The organism is Pseudomonas sp. YQ_5 (assembly GCF_043103305.1).
In the GTDB taxonomy this organism is placed as follows: Bacteria; Pseudomonadota; Gammaproteobacteria; order Pseudomonadales; family Pseudomonadaceae; genus Aquipseudomonas; species Aquipseudomonas putida_Y.
The window spans coordinates 221321-240692 of the sequence record NZ_JBICJS010000096.1; the positions used below are offsets into that span (position 1 = coordinate 221321).

17 protein-coding genes and 1 pseudogene are annotated in these 19372 nt (G+C 52.8%); 11 read left to right on the forward strand and 7 right to left on the reverse strand.

Translation table 11 applies throughout. From position 1 onward, the window contains the following. Window positions 1-1905 (forward strand): hypothetical protein, encoded by a 1905-nt coding sequence (locus tag ACF8EA_RS22770; protein ID WP_135192863.1) that lies wholly within the window; start codon window positions 1-3, stop codon window positions 1903-1905. Between the two features lie 415 nt (window positions 1906-2320). Here the strand turns inward: ACF8EA_RS22770 and tnpC are convergent, their stop codons facing one another. The 3 genes from tnpC to tnpA all read right to left on the reverse strand — a co-directional run bounded on the left by tnpC (window position 2321) and on the right by tnpA (window position 4572). After that, complete coding sequence (gene tnpC / locus ACF8EA_RS22775) at window positions 2321-3856, reverse strand: IS66 family transposase (protein WP_135192862.1); 1536 nt, start codon at window positions 3854-3856, stop codon at window positions 2321-2323. A 63-nt stretch (window positions 3857-3919) separates the two neighbouring features. Next, a complete protein-coding gene (gene tnpB / locus ACF8EA_RS22780; RefSeq protein ID WP_004575513.1) occupies window positions 3920-4255 on the reverse strand; it encodes an IS66 family insertion sequence element accessory protein TnpB in 336 nt (111 codons plus the stop codon). Next, window positions 4252-4572, reverse strand: coding sequence for an IS66-like element accessory protein TnpA (gene tnpA, locus ACF8EA_RS22785; protein ID WP_010954361.1), 321 nt, complete (start codon window positions 4570-4572; stop codon window positions 4252-4254). Before tnpA ends, tnpB begins: the two co-directional genes overlap by 4 nt. Window positions 4573-4957: 385 nt before the next feature. On the opposite strand from tnpA, the gene ACF8EA_RS22790 reads away from it, so the two are divergent. The 5 genes and pseudogenes from ACF8EA_RS22790 (at window position 4958) to ACF8EA_RS22810 (ending at window position 11898) form a co-directional block, all read left to right on the forward strand. Further along, window positions 4958-8722 carry a hypothetical protein gene (locus ACF8EA_RS22790; protein WP_392523310.1) on the forward strand — a complete coding sequence of 1255 codons (3765 nt, stop codon included), beginning with the start codon at window positions 4958-4960 and terminating at the stop codon, window positions 8720-8722. A 243-nt stretch (window positions 8723-8965) separates the two neighbouring features. After that, window positions 8966-10375: an AAA family ATPase gene (locus tag ACF8EA_RS22795; RefSeq protein ID WP_392523311.1), complete on the forward strand. Its 1410-nt coding sequence runs from the start codon at window positions 8966-8968 to the stop codon at window positions 10373-10375. Then, complete coding sequence (locus ACF8EA_RS22800; RefSeq protein WP_135192858.1) at window positions 10368-11090, forward strand: hypothetical protein; 723 nt, start codon at window positions 10368-10370, stop codon at window positions 11088-11090. Before ACF8EA_RS22795 ends, ACF8EA_RS22800 begins: the two co-directional genes overlap by 8 nt. 136 nt (window positions 11091-11226) lie before the next feature. Then, a pseudogene (locus tag ACF8EA_RS22805) lies at window positions 11227-11551 on the forward strand (DUF4113 domain-containing protein); the annotation flags it as partial. Between the two features lie 137 nt (window positions 11552-11688). Beyond that, window positions 11689-11898 carry a hypothetical protein gene (locus ACF8EA_RS22810; protein WP_135192857.1) on the forward strand — a complete coding sequence of 70 codons (210 nt, stop codon included), beginning with the start codon at window positions 11689-11691 and terminating at the stop codon, window positions 11896-11898. Window positions 11899-11994: 96 nt separating this feature from the next. Here ACF8EA_RS22810 and ACF8EA_RS22815 read toward each other — a convergent pair whose 3' ends face one another. The 3 genes from ACF8EA_RS22815 to ACF8EA_RS22825 are packed head-to-tail and all read right to left on the reverse strand — an operon-like array spanning window position 11995 to window position 15346. Further along, the gene (locus ACF8EA_RS22815) at window positions 11995-12900 is read right to left on the reverse strand and encodes a plasmid partitioning protein RepB C-terminal domain-containing protein (RefSeq protein ID WP_135192856.1); all 906 of its coding nucleotides are present in this window, start codon (window positions 12898-12900) and stop codon (window positions 11995-11997) included. After that, window positions 12897-13793, reverse strand: coding sequence for a ParB/RepB/Spo0J family partition protein (locus tag ACF8EA_RS22820; RefSeq protein WP_135192855.1), 897 nt, complete (start codon window positions 13791-13793; stop codon window positions 12897-12899). Before ACF8EA_RS22820 ends, ACF8EA_RS22815 begins: the two co-directional genes overlap by 4 nt. Then, window positions 13793-15346, reverse strand: a complete 1554-nt coding sequence (locus tag ACF8EA_RS22825) for a recombinase family protein (RefSeq protein ID WP_135192854.1) — start codon at window positions 15344-15346, stop codon at window positions 13793-13795. Before ACF8EA_RS22825 ends, ACF8EA_RS22820 begins: the two co-directional genes overlap by 1 nt. 497 nt (window positions 15347-15843) lie before the next feature. Between ACF8EA_RS22825 and ACF8EA_RS22830 the strand changes: the two genes are divergently transcribed. Further along, complete coding sequence (locus ACF8EA_RS22830) at window positions 15844-16002, forward strand: hypothetical protein (protein ID WP_274119332.1); 159 nt, start codon at window positions 15844-15846, stop codon at window positions 16000-16002. 348 nt (window positions 16003-16350) lie between these two features. Next, window positions 16351-16560: a hypothetical protein gene (locus tag ACF8EA_RS22835; protein WP_135192852.1), complete on the forward strand. Its 210-nt coding sequence runs from the start codon at window positions 16351-16353 to the stop codon at window positions 16558-16560. A gap of 210 nt (window positions 16561-16770) precedes the next feature. Here the strand turns inward: ACF8EA_RS22835 and ACF8EA_RS22840 are convergent, their stop codons facing one another. Next, window positions 16771-17103 carry a hypothetical protein gene (locus ACF8EA_RS22840; RefSeq protein WP_274119331.1) on the reverse strand — a complete coding sequence of 111 codons (333 nt, stop codon included), beginning with the start codon at window positions 17101-17103 and terminating at the stop codon, window positions 16771-16773. A 290-nt stretch (window positions 17104-17393) separates the two neighbouring features. Between ACF8EA_RS22840 and ACF8EA_RS22845 the strand changes: the two genes are divergently transcribed. From ACF8EA_RS22845 to ACF8EA_RS22855, 3 genes are all read left to right on the forward strand, one after another. Next, the gene (locus ACF8EA_RS22845; protein WP_135192991.1) at window positions 17394-17720 is read left to right on the forward strand and encodes a hypothetical protein; all 327 of its coding nucleotides are present in this window, start codon (window positions 17394-17396) and stop codon (window positions 17718-17720) included. After that, window positions 17720-18898: a hypothetical protein gene (locus ACF8EA_RS22850; RefSeq protein WP_135192992.1), complete on the forward strand. Its 1179-nt coding sequence runs from the start codon at window positions 17720-17722 to the stop codon at window positions 18896-18898. Before ACF8EA_RS22845 ends, ACF8EA_RS22850 begins: the two co-directional genes overlap by 1 nt. A gap of 73 nt (window positions 18899-18971) precedes the next feature. Next, entirely contained in the window at window positions 18972-19337 is a 366-nt protein-coding gene (locus tag ACF8EA_RS22855) for a histone-like nucleoid-structuring protein, MvaT/MvaU family (protein WP_121161486.1), read from the forward strand. The last annotated feature ends 35 nt before the right edge of the window (window positions 19338-19372 follow it).

A 19372-nucleotide genomic window follows, 5' to 3' on the forward strand; every position in this document is an offset into this window, starting at 1 on the left:
ATGGAAATGAACAACCGCACTGCGACGCGACAAGACCTCCAGATTGTCGAAGCATTTTCTTCGGTTAGCGTGCCGGAGCAGATTATCCGCCAGAGCAACATCAGGGAGCTGGTGCAGGGAATGACCGATGCCCAAGCGTCGGTTCAATCAACCACCAGTAAATTGGAGCGTGCGCGGCGAGAGCAAAAGGAAGGTAATTTCCTCGGCAACTGGTGGAATGATAGGGACGATGCGGTTCAGGATGCGCAACTGGACTTGAACAAGTCAATTGGCAGCCTGACGCAGAAGTCCTCACAGCTTTTGATCGTTAATACAGCGATCTCCAAGATCCTGCATGATCAGCAAGGTGTTCTGTTGCAGCAGCAGAATATCTTGAAAGGTCAGACCGATACGCTGCAGACGCAAAACAGCAAGATTCTCAGTCAGCAAAGGCTACTAGAGCAGCAGCAACGAGAAATTAATGCTGCCAACGAAGGACTGATGCAAGCGAAAGGGATCTCCCAGGAGCAGGCGAAAAAGCTTGTGGGGTGTGTGGTGCGGGTGAGTGATGCCGAGAAGGCCATTCACCAGGCAAACCAAGACTTGAGTCAAAGTGTCGATCTTCGGTTGAGAGAGTCTGCTCAGGATTATCTAGCGTGCTTGCGTCAAGGGTTAGAGGAGCGGGATGAGCGTTGGTCGATTGCAGAGCGGCAGGTGCACCAGGCGCTCGATGCACAGAACAGGCAGATGCAGCATGACCAAGCTGCGTTGCATGAGCAGCTCGTGGTTCTTGAAGAAAGCCTGGAGCTGAAGCTGCAAGCTAACGAGCAAGCGTTCAAATCGAGCGCGACCGCTCAGCGGCAGATCATCCAGCAAATGGAGGAGCGCTTCACGCTAGAGGTCGATAGCGTTCAGCGGGCTTTCGTGGAGTCTGCCCAACGAAGCGAGTTGGCTCTCGAAAAGACGCATGAGGCTTTCGAGTCGCAGAATGCCCAACTGAAGCATCAGCAGACTGCCATACGGGAGCAGCTCGGTGCCCTTGAAGGGAATCTTGATCAGCAAGTGCAAGCCGGTGTGCAGGCGCGTGAGGCATTCGAAGCGCAGAATGAGCAACTGCGGAACCAGCAAACGGCTTTGCGTGAGCAGCTCGGCATTGTTGAAGAGACTCTTGAGCAGCAGCTGCAAGCAAGCGTGCAGGCGCGTCAAGCATTCGAGGTGAAAAACGCGCAGCTGCAAGATGAGCAGACTGCTATGCGTGACCAGCTCGGTACCCTAGAAGAGAATCTTGAGCTGCAGGTGCAAGCAAGCGTGCAGTTGCAGGATGAGCAGGCTGCTATGCGTAAGCAGCTCGGTGTCCTTGAAGAGAATTTTGAGCAGCAGCTGGAAGCCAGCGTACAGGCGCGAGAGGGATTCGAGGCGCATTACGCGCAACTGCAAAGTGAACAAACTGCTTTGCGTGAGCAGATTGATGTTCTTGTGGAAAGTCTGGAGAAAAAGCTGCAAGCCAGTGTGCAAATGTTAGATTCGGGCATGACTGCTCAGCAGGAGTCCATCCACCAAATGGAGGAGCGCTTCTCGCTGCAGGTCGAAAGCGTTCAGCGTGCTGTCGTGGCATCTGCCAAGCAAAGCATGTTGGCGATACTGAACACTCGTAAGATGATGACAGGCACGTTCGAGGCAACCCGTCAGGCGGTTAAGCAAGCGTTGCAAACCCAAGGAACAGATTTCAAGCTGTCTCTCGAGCATGTCGTGACGGATCTCGAGGCAGCCCGGCAAGAGTTGATGACCCAACAATCGCAACTGACCGACCTCCAGCAGGCACTCAAGGAGAGCCAAAAAAGACAGATGATTGGTCTAATTTCTGTCGGATTGCTGGCTCTCGGTGCACTGGTTTGGCAAGCCATCTTGTATTGGGCGCAAACCTGACAGCGGGCGTAGCGTAATTAAAGTGGAGGGCGTGCTGTATTCGCTAGCGAGCTGTCGAACAGGGCACTGCTCGCAGTCCACCCGATTAGACTCACCAACTCCATTTTCTTGGCATCGCTGAGGCTTCAAGGCTTCCTATCGGAGCGATGTTCGATGAGGAGGGGGATGCGACTTTAGGTAATGACGCCTATGGTCGGATCAGAACACCTACCTCAGATGGTGGTTGCGAGGATACCTGACCGTTTGCCCGATCTCCTTTTAGGTCAAATTATGGAGAACAAATAATCATTGCTTAGAGATAATTCTCGTAATTCTGAACTCGTTGTCGTGCCTGCTCCCAGCACCGGTCTGCCGAGAAGCTCCGTGCTCCCTAGTCACTTTGCAGTAAGCGTCCGGCGAACTCACCTTGCGTAAGTCAGGCCGGCACCCACTGATGCGGCAGCAACTGTCCGATCTCACTGGCCCGTTGGGTCGGCAGCCGCGTCAGCACATCTTTGAGATAGGCATACGGATCATGCCCATTCATGCGCGCCGACTGGATCAAACTCATGATTGCCGCAGCCCGCTTACCGCTGCGCAGGGATCCCGCAAATAACCAGTTCGAGCGCCCGAGTGCCCATGGCCGTATCTGGTTTTCGACCTGGTTGTTGTCGATGGGCACAGCCCCATCTTCTAGGTAGCGCGTCAGCGCTACCCAGCGTTTCAGGCTGTAATCGAGGGCTTTGGCCGTGGCTGATCCATTGGGCACCAGGTCTCGCTGCGCCAACATCCAGTCATGCAGTTTTTTGAGGATCGGCACCGCCAGTTCTTGTCGTATTCGCCAGCGCTCTTCATCACTCATGTCCCGCGCCTGACGTTCGACCTCGTACAAGCCGCTGATCGAGTGCAGGGCCTGTTCAGCCAGCTGACTTTTGTTCGCCACGTGCAAATCAAAGAACTTGCGCCGGGCGTGGGCCATGCAGCCGATTTCAATGATGCCTTGTTCGAAACCGGCTTTGTAGCCAGCGAAGTCGTCGCAGACCAGCTTGCCGTTCCAGTCACCCAGGAAGTTGCGCGCATGTTCGCCAGCACGGCTTGGGCTGAAGTCGTAAACCACCGCTTTGAGCCCTGAAAACGGCGTCGTGCTGTACGCCCAGATATAGGCCCGATGGGTTTTCTTCTCGCCTGGCGCAAGCATTTGCACCGGTGTTTCATCAGCGTGGATCACGCCCTGGTTCAGCACGGCTTCACGCAGTGCATCGACCAGTGGCTGAAGCCGCACGCCGGTTTGTCCGACCCACTGCGCCAGGGTCGAGCGAGCAATTGCCAGCCCGGCGCGGCCAAAAATTTTCTCCTGCCGGTACAGCGGCAAGTGATCGGCAAACTTGGCCACCATCACGTGGGCCAACAAACCTGCGGTCGGGATACCTTTGTCGATAACCTGGGCTGGCACCGGGGCCTGGATCAGGGTTTCGCACTGGCGACAGGCCCATTTGCCCCGCACATGTTGCTCGACGGTAAACACGCCCGGCGTGTAATCCAGCTTCTCGCTGACGTCTTCGCCGATGCGTTGAAGTTGGCAGCCACAGACGCACTGGGTGTTTTCGGGTTCGTGACGAATCACCGTGCGTGGAAACTGCGGCGGCAAAGGCGCACGTTTCGGGGATTGCCGTGGTTCGGCCTGTGGCGCATCTGGGAGAAGCTGTTTTAGCTCGGCCTCGATAGCTTCAAGGTCTATGTCGAGCAGGTCATCCAGCAAGCTGCTTTGCGCCGGGCTGATTTGCTCGCTGCGCTTGGCAAACTTGTGCCGTTTGAGCAGGGCGATTTCGAACTTGAACTGTTCGATGAGGATTTCATCGTTCTGAATCTTCCTGCTCATCGCCTCGACCTGAGATTGCAATTGCAACGCCTGTGCCGCCAAGGCACGAAGCTGTTCCGGGGTCATCTGGTCGAGGTTGGGCGAGAAAGTCATGCCGCCGATTGTGCCAGAGCAGGCTCGGGGCGACGACAAGTAGACCGGCCAAATGGCCGGCGTTTACAGCATGCTAATCACACCGCCTGCACCGACGCGCTGCCACGGCAGGCCCAGCACCAACGCCTGGAGTTGTTCGCTGTCGAGTTCGACCTCGCAGCCGTGGCGAATGCCGGGCCAGTGGAACTTGCCTTGGTTCAGTCGACGCGCTGCCAGCCAGACACCGACGCCATCGTGCACCAGCACTTTCATCCGGTTAGCCCGGCGATTGGCGAACAGATAAGCGCAGTGCGGCTTCGCCGCACCGAACACCGCAATCACCCGAGCTAATGCTGTCTCGGTGCCAGCGCGCATGTCCATCGGCTCGGTGGCCAGCCAGATGGCATCGATGCGGATCATTGAGCGAAAGCCCGAATAAATTGCGCACAACCCTCGGGATCCGAGGCTGGCCATTTCACCGTGATCACTTGCCCGGCCACGGGCAACTCGATGATCACTGACGCTTCGACTGGCCGTTTAGGTGCGGCTTTTAGCGGGACGAAAGCTGGTAGTGAAGCCGCTGCGGGCTGATCTCGATAGAGCGGCAGCCATTTGCGGATGACGTTGGCATTGATGCCGTGGTTGATGGCGACACTGGACACGGTTGCGCCAGGTTGCAGGCATTCCTGAACGACCTGGGCTTTGAACGGTTTCGGATAAGAGCTTCGTTGGCGCATGGAAATCCTGGCGATAAGGGTGATCGCGTCCGCTTAAAAATACGCGGACACCATCGCCCTTAATGCTGGAGTTCGGAAGGTGAGTTCGCCGGACGCTTACACTTTGCAAACGGTTACGGGTGAGCATTCGCACGGGCATGTTCAATCCGGATGAAATGAAGTACGCAAATGGCGTCTTGGTCGAGCTGCCATATCCAACGGACGATATGCGTTGCGTAACAGATTCGTCGTTGCTCAGTGCTGGTAAAGGCCCGCTCTGTAAGAGCTCATCAAGCGTTGCCGCCTGCCTGGCAGTTTTATTGCGGCGTGGGGTAGAGCGCCTCTTCGCGGACGAGTCCGGCTCGTCACGGCGACGGTTGTTGCACGATGTGAAAGGAGAAAATCGTTGAAGTGGATCAATGCGCTTGAACTGGGGCAGTGGGCCGACACCCTCCAAGGCAGGGATAAGGTGCCCGAGTTGGTGGCTGGGCTGATATGGGCCACTTCCACAAGGGTGCACCGGCTTCGGTTTCTGCATGGTGATATGGGACAGGTTCGGGGCTTCGATGGATACCTTAACGCCGAGGCAAATTCGCCATTTGTACCTGATGGAAAGTCGATCTGGGAGTTTGGCACGAATGGCGCCGGCAAGGCCAAGGCTGAGGACGATTACACCAAGCGCACTGAAGAGATAGATGCAGCCGTTCGGGCTGAGTGCACATTGGTCATCGTCTCACCGAGGACGTGGGATACGCCGAAGGTCAAAGTTGAAGATTGGCTTGACGAGAAAAACGAGCTCAATGAGTGGAAGCGTGTCGTCTATCTCGATGGGCCGCTACTGGAAGATTGGCTCGCTCAGAGCCCAGCAGTAGCTTCGCGCTGGGCGCGAAGCGTTTTCAGGCGCCCCCCTCAACACGGCGTGCTCAGCACCGATGAATTTTGGGAGTTGTTCTCCTCTCGCTTCGAACCTGCCTTGGTGGAAGACGTACTGCTCGCCGGACGCGAGTCTCAGGCAGATGATTTGCTGCGAACCCTGACACAAGGTAGTGGGCGACTGGCGTTTGCTGCGGACACTACCGATGAAGTAATCGCCTTCGCGGTCGCAGCGATCCGCAAGGCGCCGGAAGTCGTGCGCAAACCATTAGAAGCTCGCACCCTGATTGTCGAAACGGAGGAAGCGGCTCGGTACCTCGTGAGTACCTGTAACCTGATTTACCTGCCCAGGCTCGGCGCCCGCAAATGCGTTGGATTACTGAAGACCTCTGGCCCAACGGTCATAAGTGCAGGAGCCGACGACAGGAAGAACGATCATGTGGAGCTGATCCGACCGACCAGTTCCCAGCTCGGTAAAGCATTTACCGGCATGGGCATGTCTGAAATTGAGGGGTATGAAGTTGCCCGCACCTGTGGCCGAAGTTTGGCGGTCTTGGCTCGGCAGAAACCAAGTGGAACTGCCGAGTTACCCACTTGGGTTGCAAACGCTGATGCGTTGATCCCTGTCATGTTGGCGGGCGCGTGGGTCAGTGATGTAGACCAAGATCAGCACGTTCTCAGCTCGCTTAGCCAGAAGCCTTATGACGATACCGAGGACGATCTGCTTGAGTTCTTGGTCATGCAGGATTCGCCCCTCGAACGCATCGAGAACCTGTGGGCAACCAGAGCCCCAGTCGATGCGTTTCTGCACCTAGCTCATCGGGTTGGGCGCCGACATCTGGAGCAATTCAAAGCGGCACTGGTTGCCGTTTTCGAGACGGCTGTAAGCGCACACAAGCCACCGACCGCTGACGAACCTTTCGTGCAGAATAGCAGGCGCGAACAGGACAACTCGCATAGCGAACAGCTCAGGAACGGGTTAATGACGACTCTGCTCCATATGGCTGTGCTGCATAAACACGCAAACTTCAAAGTGGCAGGTGGGGATCCGCAGACCTTTGTTGATGATTTGGTCAGGTCGATTCCCGGGCTATCGGACAACGTCACACTGCTCGCGAGCTTGAGCCAAAATCTGTCGCTGCTTGCTGAGGCTTCCCCAAAGTCTTTTCTAGAGGCCCTTGAGCGTCAGCTTGAGGGCGCCTCGCCGAGTATTTTGCCAATCTTCGACGAGCACCCAGGCATGCTCACGCCTGTGACTTATCATTGTGGATTGCTCTGGGCGCTGGAAGTGATTGCCTGGGATGCCCGTTATTTTGAACAGGCCGTGTTGTGCCTCGCTAAGCTTGCGGCGATCGACCCGGGTGGCAAGCTTAGCAATCGCCCGATCAACAGCCTGCGAGCGATCTTTTTGTCCTGGGCTCCTTCTACGTCGGTAACGACGAAGCGTCGATTGGCCGTGTTGCAGTCTGTCGTGAATGCGCTGCCAAGCATCGCTTGGGCGCTCCTTGCCAGCTTGCTTCCCCGTTCACACGACACCAGTTCGCTCACCGAAAAGCCAAAGTTCCGGGAATATGAGCAGGATCATGGTGAAACCCTGACTTTTGGTCTGGTGTGGGAGAGTGAGGCCAAGATCATTGCTTTGGCTGTTGAGGCAGCAGGCATGATTCCGGAGCGTTGGATCTCACTGATTAATTCGTTGCAGAGGTTCCAGCCCGATCCATTCAAATCCGTGGTCGAGCGACTCGGTGAGGTACTGAGCTCTGCCGATGCTGATGTGCGTGCGCAGATTTGGAAAGCCTTGAACGTGCAGATCAAGCATCACCAGAAGTATGCCAAAACCGAATGGGCGATGGAGAAGGGGCGAATCGAGTCCTTGCTGCCGCTGATCGACCGGTATGCGCCCGAAGCGCTGGTGGAAAAGTACACCTGGTTGTTTGATGAGTGGGTGCCGCCTGTGGAGGGTATTGATGAGGACGGTGCGGACATTGGGCAGCTCACTGAAAATGCCCGATCGCAAGCAGTGGTGGATGTGTATGAAGCCTTGGGCATTCAGGGCATCCTGCAGATGGCGTGCCGAGCCAAAAGTTCTCACTTCGTTTTGAGCTCTGCGCTCCGCCTAGAGCTATCTTACGAGGAGCGCTTAGCGCTGCTCACCAGCCTGCTCAGCAGCGACCTGCAAGACTTGGAATTCGCAGCCGGTATGGTCATGGCAGATGGAATCATCCGCTTTGAGGAAAGATGGAAACAGGACGCTCGGTCGATGCTCTTGGACAGTGGTCTGGGTATTGATCGTGTCGCAAGGGTTCTCGAACGCATCTTGGAGAACGAGCAGACGTGGTCGTACGTTGACTCCTTTGGTGAGGCGATAGCGCAAGCCTACTGGACTGTAAAAGCCCCATATCCTCTTGAAGTAAGCGTGACTGAGCTGCTCCAGGCAATAAGCAAATACCGACATGTTGAACGTCCCGTTGCAGCGTTGAGCGCTGCTTCGCGTCGACTGGCAGATGTCTCCTCCGAGCTCGTTATAGAGCTGTTGATGGAAGGCGTTGCGGAGCAAAACGCCAAACCAGGAGCGCAGCTTGCAACCAGCTTCTTTGATGTAGAAAAGGTTATCAGGGAGTTGGCTCAGCGAAAGGATACGACGCTTGGACAAATTGCGAACCTGGAGTTTGCTTACCTGCCAGTGCTTCGCGATGAGCCTGAGGCCCTGCATAAAGTTCTGCTTGAAGATCCGGGCTTCTTCATGAGCCTGGTCAGTTTGGTATTTAGGGCCAAGGGAGCAGAGCGAGCAGAGGTATCCGCTCTGGAAAGGAATCAAGCCACCAATGCGTATCAGTTGCTAAAAAGCCTGAAGACCTTGCCGGGGCAGAATAATCAGGACGTCGACCAGGAAACGTTGATGGCCTGGTGCGTTGAGCTTCGGTGTTTGGCGGCGCAAGCGAATCGTCAGGAGATTACCGATCAGCTCATTGGGCAGGTATTGGCGCATGCGCCTTCGAGTCCTACGGATGGAGCCTGGCCACACGAAGCGGTTCGTCATGTCATCGAGGCGCTCGCGTCTCCGCAGCTTGAAACGGGCGTTTGCATCGAAAGATTCAACATGCGCGGCGTGTTCTGCAAAGCGTTCGGAGAAGGGGGCGACCAAGAGCGAGATTTGGCTCAGCAAGCTCAACAGTGGGCCCAGGCGTCAGTCGATTTTGTTCGTACTCACGCAATGCTCGAACAAATTGCTGAGTCGTGGCTAAAGGACGCTGAACGCGCAGATACGACGGCCAAGCAGAACGCGCTGCGTTACTGATCATAGGGAGGTGTAACCACCTTCCAGATCTGATTGTGATCGTTATTGCGGTACCGATGTACTATTTCAAGGTAGTCCTACTGCCCGTATTTCCAGTATGAAAAGCAATGGCTGCCTAGGCCGTCGCAGATCGGAAAATGGAACGCGAAGTCGCCACAGTATGGATTTCTGGTCTGCGGAATCGTACTCTCGGTTATCAATTCGCACGTCGTTCGTGCCGGGCCTCTGCAGGGAGCATCATCGTTGGAAATCCATAGTGTCAAAGCAGACCGTGTTTGGCTTGATCTGGAAGCTAAAGTCGACGGTGGTAATAATCGTGTTGACCTCCTGACTGGCCCTAACGGTTCTGGAAAGTCAGAGATTCTGAGTTTTCTTGCCAACGCTTTTAAATCGAGAAAACACAATGGGGCGATCGAATACAGGCGCCAATTTGGTAGCCAACCCTACCACTTTAAATCGGAAGACTCTCATGAGCCCGCGAGAGTTATTGCACAGACTTACAGCCCGTTTACCCGCTTTCCATCTCCGCTAACTCACGAGTCTTCTCTTACTAAAGTCTACTCGGAAGGTGCGGAGTCAAGTTCATTGTACGTGTGTGCTGGTCTCCATAAATCTACGCGAGTGGTCAGTTCAAGTTTGTCCAAGAATACGCTTGAGCAGGCTATTTATCGTCTCAGCGAATCACTTGAGAGCGTAGGATCAATACTCCGCGTGATGGAAAATCTGAAGCTCTCAGATAGGTTTGATTTCACTTATGAGCCTAGGCCTGGCCTGGTCGATCTAGCAGATGCTGTACGTGGTGGATATGTGGTGGACTATTTTGAGGGAAAAAAAGAAGAGTCTATTCGTCGTAAGTATCCTCGCTCGGGCTTACTAATGGAGCTTCGAAAAGAAAGCCCTCAGGAGCTCGGAAGTTTGGTCGCCGAGGCATTTTATTTGCTAGGGGACGAGGTGCTAGAGTTTGGCCAGCTTAAACGTGGGATTGGTTCTATCGGTCGTAGGGATCGATATGAGTATGCGGCCTTCCAATCACTGTCGTTGTTGAGGCGTTTGGATCTCCTCACGCTAAGACGGTGTGAACTCACAAGCCTTTCAGGCGAGATTTTCGATGTTGCAAATGCAAGTTCCGGCCAGCAGCAAATGCTTTGCTCGGTTATAGGTCTCGCAACAGCTCTTAGAGATGACAGCCTTGTGCTAATCGACGAACCGGAGCTAAGCCTTCACCCGCGTTGGCAGCAACAATATCTGGATAATCTTCTTGCAACCTTAGAACCCTTTAAGGGGTGCCACGTTTTGGTGGCCACCCACTCGCCATTAATCGTACAGCGTGGCCACGCTTTGGGTGCTGGAGTTGTTCAGGTGAAAAAAGAGTCGGCTTCAGAGCGTTTAGCTCAAGATGGTGAGTCGGTAGAAGCGACGCTGCAGAACGTATTTGATACCCCAGTAACTGGAAGTGTTCACCTTGCCAACGAGATTTTCGCATTAATTACGGAGGCTGAGACTGAAGGTGGCCCTGTAAGGCAAAAGTCTCTCGTCGAACTGAAGCGATTGGAACGTCTCTATTCTGATGGCGAATACCGTGATGAAAAAACCTTGCAGCTTCTTCGGGACGCCATTGATTTGATTAATATGGATATTCAGTACAATGCGTGAAATTAGGAGAAAAGCTGAGGTTTATAGTGGTTTCCGAAGGCTGACACAGGCGCAGCACGATCAGCTAAAATCCGATGGCGCAGCAAACGTCGGCCTATGGAAGGAGACGACTGGTGATGTAGGTGCCTGGGTTGTTCAATTCAAAAGTGAAGTGAAGCAACACTACTATCACCGTCAATCCATGAAGTGTTGCTACTGCAGCAAGGAGCTGGACGCTCATAAAGGCTCTTACGATGCCGAACACATACTGGATAAAAACGGTCATCCGCAGTTCATGTTTTACTGTGAAAATATTGCGGCGGTTTGTAAAACTTGTAATGGGTCTAAGAGTGATAAGCCTGTCCTTGAACCAGGCGTCTCGGTTGCTAGTTTTCCTGGGGATACAGGACATTACATGCTGGTACATCCGCATCACGATGAGTGGGGAGACTACCTCGAGTTTGATGTGATAGGCCGAATAGTGGCTAAACCCCACAGCCCAAAAGGAGGCAATACCATCAGAATTTGTGGGATAAATTTCCTAAATGCCGCTCGCCTCGCTGGTCATTTTCTCCCTGGTGACAGTGAGGTGGCTGAGAAAAATTTGGAAAGTTTTTTTCGGTTAACGATGAAGGCTTATAAACTCAAAAGAATTGAGGTGCTCAAAGCCATGGCCGAACAATTCGACCTAGCACAAGCTAAAGCGATCATCGACGTCTTGGAGCGTGAAGTCTAAAGCCTTAAGTCGGATTTGTTGATCGTAATCTCAGATTAGTTCGCTGACTTTTGTTCTCGTTTTCGGCAACTATTGCCACGAGTCCCCACACGCTAAGAAGAATGGAGACGAACATGGCCGAACCACCAAACGAAACCCAAGGGACGACACTCGCTTGCTGACAAATGCGGCGCAGGAGGGCGTGGAGCTGGTGCACCGGGAGCTTTTTCGCTACAGAAAAGCAGAGGTGCTGCTGCTCGACTCACCCAACCGAAAGAAATCACGGGTGACCTACTGCTGCTCAGCCATTGGCGAGTGAGAAGTTGATTGGTGTGGTGGATGCGGTGAACGGCAGGTGGGGTAGGGGGACGATGCGGCTGGCAAGCGTGCCGGTCGATCCAAGCTGGGGTATGCGCCGGGAGATGATGAGTCAGAGCTTTACCACTCAAGTTGATGAGCTCTGGACTGTTTACTGTAAATAACGCTGTTCCAACCTTTGAGCGCGAAGCTGTCAGAAATAGGGTACATGCGGCTGCGTCACATCGCATATCCCCCGAAGGGGCTAAGAGCCATACTGTAGAGCGCGACATTGAATGATTAACGACGCAGAGGCAACCAAATGAAGCGAACACTGCTGGGAATAGCGGAAGCAGGTGAGCTTCTACTGAAGCAAGCGCTGGAGGCCATCAGAGCCTACAACGAGGCAATGGCCCAAGGCCGACCCGAAGCTGAGCTCGAGCGCCTTCGGATCGATGCGGATCACCTGTTCCAAACGGTGGTCGATTATCAACTGTACAAAGCCGGTACGCTAGGTGAGTCGGTACATTAGAGAGACATGCGGCCGATAGGCCACTGGATCGTAACAGTACGGATTTCTCGGCTGTCTTCAATCCTACAAAGATAAAAAAGCTGAATCGTATGGCCCTTACTCCCGCTCTAGATTTCTCGCATCTGCTGTGACTGCATCCATAATCCCCATTAATTCCCGAGCTAAGTCAGGCTCGAAACGTTGTAAGTATGCCGAAATTGAGTCGTTGCGTAAAATTCTAGTCAAATAACCTTTTGCTACAACAAGAACCAACATGGTTTCTCCCAAAGTATCTTCAACAAGCCGGTAATCGTGATAGAGTCTCTCCATTTCTCTTTCCATTTTCACGATATTTTCAGGAGATACACCTTCGACTGAGGTCTTAGTCTCCAATAAGTCCTCAGGTCTTGTTGCGGTCAATACCATCTGCGCGTAACGTCCGGTATAGCAGTTTGCAGAAATCATCATTTCTGCAGCTTCGATCTGCCGCATTGGCTTCATTTTTCTAAGTGCATGGAAGACCGGCTGACTAACCATTCTTGTTTTTAATAGTTCGATGGCCTCTTTCGCTATTCCTTTCAGTAGGTTTTGCCTCAGCTGGATCCGGTCAAGGCTAATATTGAGGACTTCAGCGATTCGCTCGGCAGAAACTCCTCTCTCGATAGCCTGAGTTATCATCTTGCTTTCTTGAATGGGAGTTAGTCGACTTATTTGTCTGTTATACGTGAATCCCTCGTCATCGGTCGAAAGCATACAAAGTGCATGTCGAGCGCTTAGCTGTTTTAACGCTGCTAGTCGCAGGTGTCCGTCAAGTACTAAATATCTCGATGGTTGCTCATTCAAGTCAATTGGCTCATGATGTATAGCTATTGGCTCAATGATTCCAAGCTCTCGTACGGATGCTAGTATCGTTAAATACTTAGGCGAGCTGAGAGTTGATGCTGGGATAATTCGTGATGGCAGCAATTGGGATGTTGCCAAAGTTAATAACCTGCTATCAAACGCGCTTTTAACCTCGTTCATATTTCTCCCTTGACGCGATCGGCTAAAACCTGTGGCATGTCCTCAATGCCTTCACTCTTCAACAGGGAGCAAAAATACTCATCAGAGAGAAGTCTTCTTAATGCTGTGACGATAAATAATAGACGTTGTTCGCCGATGTCCGCTTTCTTTACCATCAATCTTTGTCTGCGTACCTCAGATTGATACGCATTAAGAAGCTGGCGGGAGGTAGTGATCTTTACAGGTGTTTTCTGATGTTTGAAGCATTTCCCGCCAGCGCGACGATTGTCGATTAAGCGGCGGACTTTCATTAATTGCTCGCCTCTCAGCAACCCATTTTCATATGCCTCGAGCATGGCTGCTTGAGTTACAGTATCATCTGAGCGTGCGACTGTTATAGCAATTTTAATTGGTAGCCAGCCTTTTTCTACAGCGCTGATTAATCGCTCTTCACCTTGCCTTAGTAAAATTAGTATTCCGCCAACATAGTTATAGTCTAGGCACGTCTTCTGTGATATTTGTTTGGTGGTGTATCCGCGATCATGTAACGAATTTATTGCTTCTAGCAGGTCGCGGTTCGAGTGCTTTCGCCGCGCGAGATTTTCTACTAGACTGATCAGATATCTGTCCACTTCACTAGCGGTTATCACCACGCAAGGGATTTTTCTCTCTCCTAACACCTTAAAGGCTTCAAATCTACCTTGACCACACACTAGGTCGAAGCCTGCGTTAGTGCGGGCTACAGTTACAGGTCTTTTTAATCCTATATTTGCTATATTTTCAACTAATCTGGCGAAAACTTTCTTATTGCGCTGCCTTGGGTTAATAACCTTGATGAGCTCTAAGGGGATTTGTTCAATAGACGAAGCTCGGGCGACATGTAGTGTCAGCGGAGCTTCCTGAGGCGCGTTCATTACGCGGCGCTCGTCAGGTGGAATCGCTTGCTCAGCGTGGACAAGATTTCCAAACTTTCGAAGCGATACAGTTCCAGTTCTCGGGGGTTTGCGTCGCCGAGCCGCAAATTAGGCGCTACCAGATCAATCATAGGAAACAGATAGTAATCAAGAACTTCTTCTTCCCCTGGGAGCATGCGTACGGCGACAGTGATGTCCGGGAAAAGACTGAAGTCGAATCTTACTTGCCAGCGTCGACGATTCGCTCCTATTTGCTGGCAACGGCAGAGTACAATGGAAATTGTAAACTCATCATTAACAAGTACTAGTTGAGAGCTCGGATCTATGGTTATTCGTCCTCCTACAGCCTCAATTTTCTGCTGCGTATCAGTGAGTATCTCAGGATAACGTTCTCGTAGATGACGATTGGCTTCAATGAAACTATAGTCCCTACCCGGCTCATATCCGATGAGACGATAGCTGTCAATCAGACTGCCAAACCGCTTTCGGTAACAGCTGCTTGATGGTATGTCCTCCTGTTCGTCAATGATAAGGCCTGAGAGACACCCTCGCTCTTGAAATAAATCTTTTAGACTCGTCAGCATTTCTTCGTTTGACCATAAGCGAGTACGAGCCTGAATTATTGCCTGGGCAGCAATAAATAGCGAGCGGTCAACTATTGCTGGAAATGCTGCGTCCGCTCTTATCCATTCAGCCGCGGGGTTGGCGATGCGAGGCATCTTTAGTTTTGCTGAGGTATGGTTCCAAACGTTGTTACCGATATACTTTTCATTCACAAGAATTTGATGTACAACACCGCGCGTCCATGGCCTGTTTAGGTCAGTAAGTAGCCCGCGCCTGTTTAATGAATCGGCAATTTCTTTTTCTGTCAGAGCCTTTTTAATAAATGAGTTATATATCTCTAGCACTACTTCTCGCTCAGCGTCTGGCCCAGGCGCTAGAACTACCCTGTCGGTTTGAAGACTTTTATATTCTTTGCAGGAAAGCGTTGCCTTAGGTCTGCCAGCTTGGTCTATGAGGTGGCGACGTAGACCGTAACCTGCAGTGCCGCCCTGCCTATACCCTAGCTGAATCAAACGTGACTGTCCGGCAAATACCTTTACAGAAAGTTCGCGACTGTATTCGCCAGCCATCATTCTTTTCACGCTTTTGATGATGCTGGATACGGGGGAACCGTCATTTACAAATTGTTCAGCACAATATTCTACTCTAACGCCTGCTTGCCGGCAGCGTACTTCATAACTTGCGCTGACGTCTGGGTCTTGAAAGCGCCCCCACCGACTGACGTCATAGACGAGCACGGTAGCGAAGTCGCAGTTTCTATATTCTACATCCGCAAGCAGACGTTGAAGAGCTTCGCGACCATCTAGACTGAGTCCACTTTTCCCTGCATCCGTGTAGATTTTCACAATATTGAGATTGTGGGCCTGCGCGTAAATGTTGATAGCGTCCAGCTGATTTTCTGTGGAGTACTGCTGATGCTCAGTCGACATCCTGACATAAGCTGCCGCCCTGTTAGTGGTTTCTGCGCTAAATGATGTGCTCGGTCGCATTTGGCAGGCCTATCAGTTGGTTTGTGGCATACCTATTACCCTAGGCAAGACTGTTGTATGCCTATCGGCGCATATCAAATAATAAATTTGGGAGGTGGAAAAATGATCGCGAAAATGGGCAATTCTTTTCCAATAAGCTCTGACGTGTACGCCCATGCCTTGGCGTCAGCGCTGCTGAACGAGCTTGGCACTTCACACAGAGCTATTAAGACCCTGCGAAATTGGACTAACGCGAGTGAAAGAACGACAAAAAATTGGATCTCTGGAGCCAACGGGCCTAGTGGGCTACATTTGATAGAAATCATGCGGCACTCCGATGCCGTTCTTCATATCGTCCTTGAACTCGCTCAACGAAGATCTATCGTCGCAGTGACGCTTCTCCCAGCTTTGAGCCAGCGACTGATCGAGACTGCTCAACTCATTGATGCGTGTTTTGCACCCAGCTTCCACCCAGCCACATCGTGACTTTTACGGAAACGCTCTGCCGGAATGGCTAAGTGAAGCAAGCGCTCGGGGCGATCCGTGTCTACAGTGAAGCGATCGCCCTAGGCCGACCCGGCACAAAGTCCGAGCGCCTTTGCGTCGAGGCCTATCACCTGACTGTGGCCGGCTATCACCTGCACGCAGTCGGTACGTTAGGTGAGTCGGTACATTGAGCTGAGATGTGGCATCGGAAGGCCGCTGATTCGCAGCCATGCGGATTGCGGTGCTCTCCTCAGCCTCCATTAAGTGCGAAGCTGGTACCGCAGAAGCTGACGTATTCGAGGCTATGATTCATGTAATCGTATAGGCCCTAGTGTGGTGTTTCAGAAGTGCCGATGAAAATTTGAGCTAGGCTTTGTAGAAACTCACTCGTCAGAGTTTGTATCAACATGGGCCGACCAGCAACCGTCATCACGCTTTCCGAAACTGAGACATCCTTGTCTCGGTCGCTCGTGCAGCGCGGGCGCTGGGTAAATGATTTTCAGTGGCACTTCTGAAACACCACACTAGGAAATACCACGATGATGAAGGATCCCAATAGCGTCCTGCTTCCTGATCATCCGATGTACACCGATGCCGTGGAGGCTATGAAACGTTATCACCAGGCGCAAGCCGACGGTGTCAGCGGGGCGGAGCTCGAGCGCCTGCGGCTGTTGGCAGAGCATAGGTTTCAGGCCGTTACTGATTATCAGCTGCGCGCACTTGGCGGCCCATCCGAGACTAGTCACTAGTAATGGCCACTTAACGCCACACTTGATCAAGAGGTGCCGCTTGGAAGGCCAAGTCGTTCTAGCGGCATGGAGTCATTTGAGAGGATAAAAAGTGAGAAATCCTGGGCGGAGCGCGGCGGCGTGACGGATGGAAGCCCGAAGGGCCGAGACATCGCTAGGCGATGGCTCGGTTCACGGCAGCCGGGCCTGGTAAGGCACGCCCTAAACGCTCTACAAGGCTTTTAACATGCGCACCAGGCTCTGATGCTCCCATGTCGATAACAGGGCAACCGGATCTGTCCGGTTACCAGGATCGAAATCCCAGCGCTGCCCATCCGGGCTAACGCACCGCTCGCAATAGTCCAGCTCATCACAGTCGTTGTAGATCGTGATCCGCCATCCCTCTATATCCACTTCGAAATGGCAGGCGTACACCTGCTCCCAGGACTGGCTGCCAATCTTGGTCATTGTCCGGCGCCCGAACACCGCCTCTCGCAACACTTGGCAGACGTCCCGCGCCGTCAAAGCGCCTGACGGTACGTCGTGCTGGTTATGTTCAGTCATACGCTGCCTGTGTCTCTCAGTGATCAGCCATCGATAATACCCTGTCTCAAAGGTGCTCCGGAAAACACGCAGGGTAGGGTGATTGGTGGATACAGTGACAGGAAGAGGTTGGAGTACAAATGTGCTCCGTGGCTCTAGAGAAAGCTGTTGCTCCATCTCGTGTATCCAGCCGGGAGGTTGCGCTGCCTTCACTAATGAGAATTCAGGCCATGTGGCGGCCCTTTACCCCTAGCATGCAGCTGTTGAGTCATCTCTGGTGTCCTTGATGTATCGCTCACGAGATCTGCGCTATGAATCCAACGACACCAGACGGACGCTATTTCGTTGTCAAAGGTCAGCTCTGGCGCAGCACGAATCCTTCATTGAGTGAATGCGAGCGGCAACGCCTTGCGCATGCCCTGATGGATGCTCGACGAGATGTCAAAAAGGCCAAGCGCGCTGACGATTCGAGCATGCTGAAATCTGCGCGTGCGCGAGTGAATGCTGCCAAAGTGGGTCTGGGCGAGCGGGGGCCAGTTTGGTGGGACGACGGCAGCCCGGACTACAATCGCTGTCGGGTAGACCTTTCGCCATACGCTGATTGGTACAACGCTTTGGATGCCACAAAGGGTGAGTAATGTACGTTGAAAAGACATTCACACCTCAACAGCTATTTGAAATGGTGTGGGAGCGACCTGTTCTCATCATCGCAAAGGAAATAGGTGTCTCGGATGTGGGCTTGTCGAAGGCCTGCCGCAAAGCGGGGATCACGTTGCCTACCCGGGGGCACTGGGCCAAGCCAGCCCCGAAACGCCCGCGTCGTCCAAAGCCTCCAGCCTCTACCACGCCTGTCACTTTTCACTTTCTGAATGTCGAGAAGGCTGCCAGGCTGAGGCCTGAAAATGTTATCAAAGACCCTAAAATCTTGATGGTGCCCACGGAGTTATCTGACCCTCATCCGTTGGTAAAAAAATGGCTAAGTGCAGCGAGGAAGGCCAAAGAGCTCAATAATGCACTGGTATTCGACAAAACAAAGGTATTGAACTCGCACATCTTCCGAAATGAGATGGATCGCTGCGCGCTTCTCTATGACACCTTGATCAAAGCCAGTGAGTCGCTGGGCTACACCTGGGGTGTAGGTAGTAAAGGTAGTTTCGTGCGAGTCGACGGGGAAGAGCTACTGATCACGATCCAGGAGCGCATAAAACGCTTCGATATTCCACCGCCTGCTTCCAAACCTATCAAGCCTGGGCAGCGATGGGAGCCTGACTTTGCCGCGATGAGGGCCGCTCGCTTTGGGTGGGAGCCCACTGGCGTATTCTCCCTCATCGTCGATGCGCGATCCGAAGTACTGATTCAAAAAACTTGGACGGACAGCAAAACAGGGAAGCTCGAATCGAAGCTTGGTCAGATCCTTACGGGCTTTGTTCGTATTGCCGCTTCCGTGAAAGCCCAACGATCATCCGATGAGGCTAGTCGCCGTCGGCGGGCAGAGGAGGAGCGAGTGCGCACAGAGAGAATCGACCAGCAGCGTCGGTTGGACAAGCTGCGTCAGAATTTGACGAAAAATCTAGAAAGCTGGGAGCGCGCTCAGCGGCTGCGAGCATTCATCCAGGCGACAATTGAAGCCTCGCCTCGGGACGAAGCAACTCAAATGGCAATGGCAATGTGGGTTAGCTGGGCTACACAACAAGTAGAGCTGCTTGATCCATTAAAAGTAGATATCCGAAAAGTTATTGACCTATCCGTGGACTTGCCGAGCTCAGAATACGGCTACTGGAGCAGCAGTAAGAAAGCCGATGACTGGTGGCCCTGATTTTCATTTGGGTTTGAACTTAACCTGCGTTAGGATTCTCTTAAGACCAACTACACATTACGGAGTGATGCACATGTCGCGATTGGCCGAATTTCGTCAGCTTGAGCAAAAATTGGCAGCCCAGTTGGCTGAGCTGGAAGCTATGAAGGGCAGCAGCGAGCTTCAGAAAGAAATCGAGTTTGAGACTAAACTGCGCGATTTGCTGGCCAAGTACGGCTTCAGCTTGCGTGACATCATCAACCTACTAGATCCGCAATCTGGTCGCCGTGCTGCGCCTGCAGTGGTTGAGAAAGCTCCGCGTCGCGCTCGCCAAGTCAAGCAATATAAGAACCCCCACACGGGCGAAGTGATCGAGACCAAAGGTGGCAACCACTCGAAGTTGAAATCCTGGAAAGCTGAATACGGTTCTGATGAAGTAGAAAGCTGGCTTTCTAAGTAAGTCGTAAGGGCTGAAGAAACCTCCGCTTTCGGAGG

Coding starts and splice junctions, on each gene's coding strand:
- ACF8EA_RS22770 (WP_135192863.1), top strand. CDS start 1: ATGGAAATGAACAACCGCACTGCGACGCGACAAGACCTCCAGATTGTC.
- tnpC (WP_135192862.1), bottom strand. CDS start 3,856: ATGACTTTCTCGCCCAACCTCGACCAGATGACCCCGGAACAGCTTCGT.
- tnpB (WP_004575513.1), bottom strand. CDS start 4,255: ATGATCCGCATCGATGCCATCTGGCTGGCCACCGAGCCGATGGACATG.
- tnpA (WP_010954361.1), bottom strand. CDS start 4,572: ATGCGCCAACGAAGCTCTTATCCGAAACCGTTCAAAGCCCAGGTCGTT.
- ACF8EA_RS22800 (WP_135192858.1), top strand. CDS start 10,368: ATGCGTGAAATTAGGAGAAAAGCTGAGGTTTATAGTGGTTTCCGAAGG.
- ACF8EA_RS22810 (WP_135192857.1), top strand. CDS start 11,689: ATGAAGCGAACACTGCTGGGAATAGCGGAAGCAGGTGAGCTTCTACTG.
- ACF8EA_RS22815 (WP_135192856.1), bottom strand. CDS start 12,900: ATGAACGAGGTTAAAAGCGCGTTTGATAGCAGGTTATTAACTTTGGCA.
- ACF8EA_RS22820 (WP_135192855.1), bottom strand. CDS start 13,793: ATGAACGCGCCTCAGGAAGCTCCGCTGACACTACATGTCGCCCGAGCT.
- ACF8EA_RS22825 (WP_135192854.1), bottom strand. CDS start 15,346: ATGCGACCGAGCACATCATTTAGCGCAGAAACCACTAACAGGGCGGCA.
- ACF8EA_RS22835 (WP_135192852.1), top strand. CDS start 16,351: ATGATGAAGGATCCCAATAGCGTCCTGCTTCCTGATCATCCGATGTAC.
- ACF8EA_RS22840 (WP_274119331.1), bottom strand. CDS start 17,103: ATGACTGAACATAACCAGCACGACGTACCGTCAGGCGCTTTGACGGCG.
- ACF8EA_RS22845 (WP_135192991.1), top strand. CDS start 17,394: ATGAATCCAACGACACCAGACGGACGCTATTTCGTTGTCAAAGGTCAG.
- ACF8EA_RS22850 (WP_135192992.1), top strand. CDS start 17,720: ATGTACGTTGAAAAGACATTCACACCTCAACAGCTATTTGAAATGGTG.
- ACF8EA_RS22855 (WP_121161486.1), top strand. CDS start 18,972: ATGTCGCGATTGGCCGAATTTCGTCAGCTTGAGCAAAAATTGGCAGCC.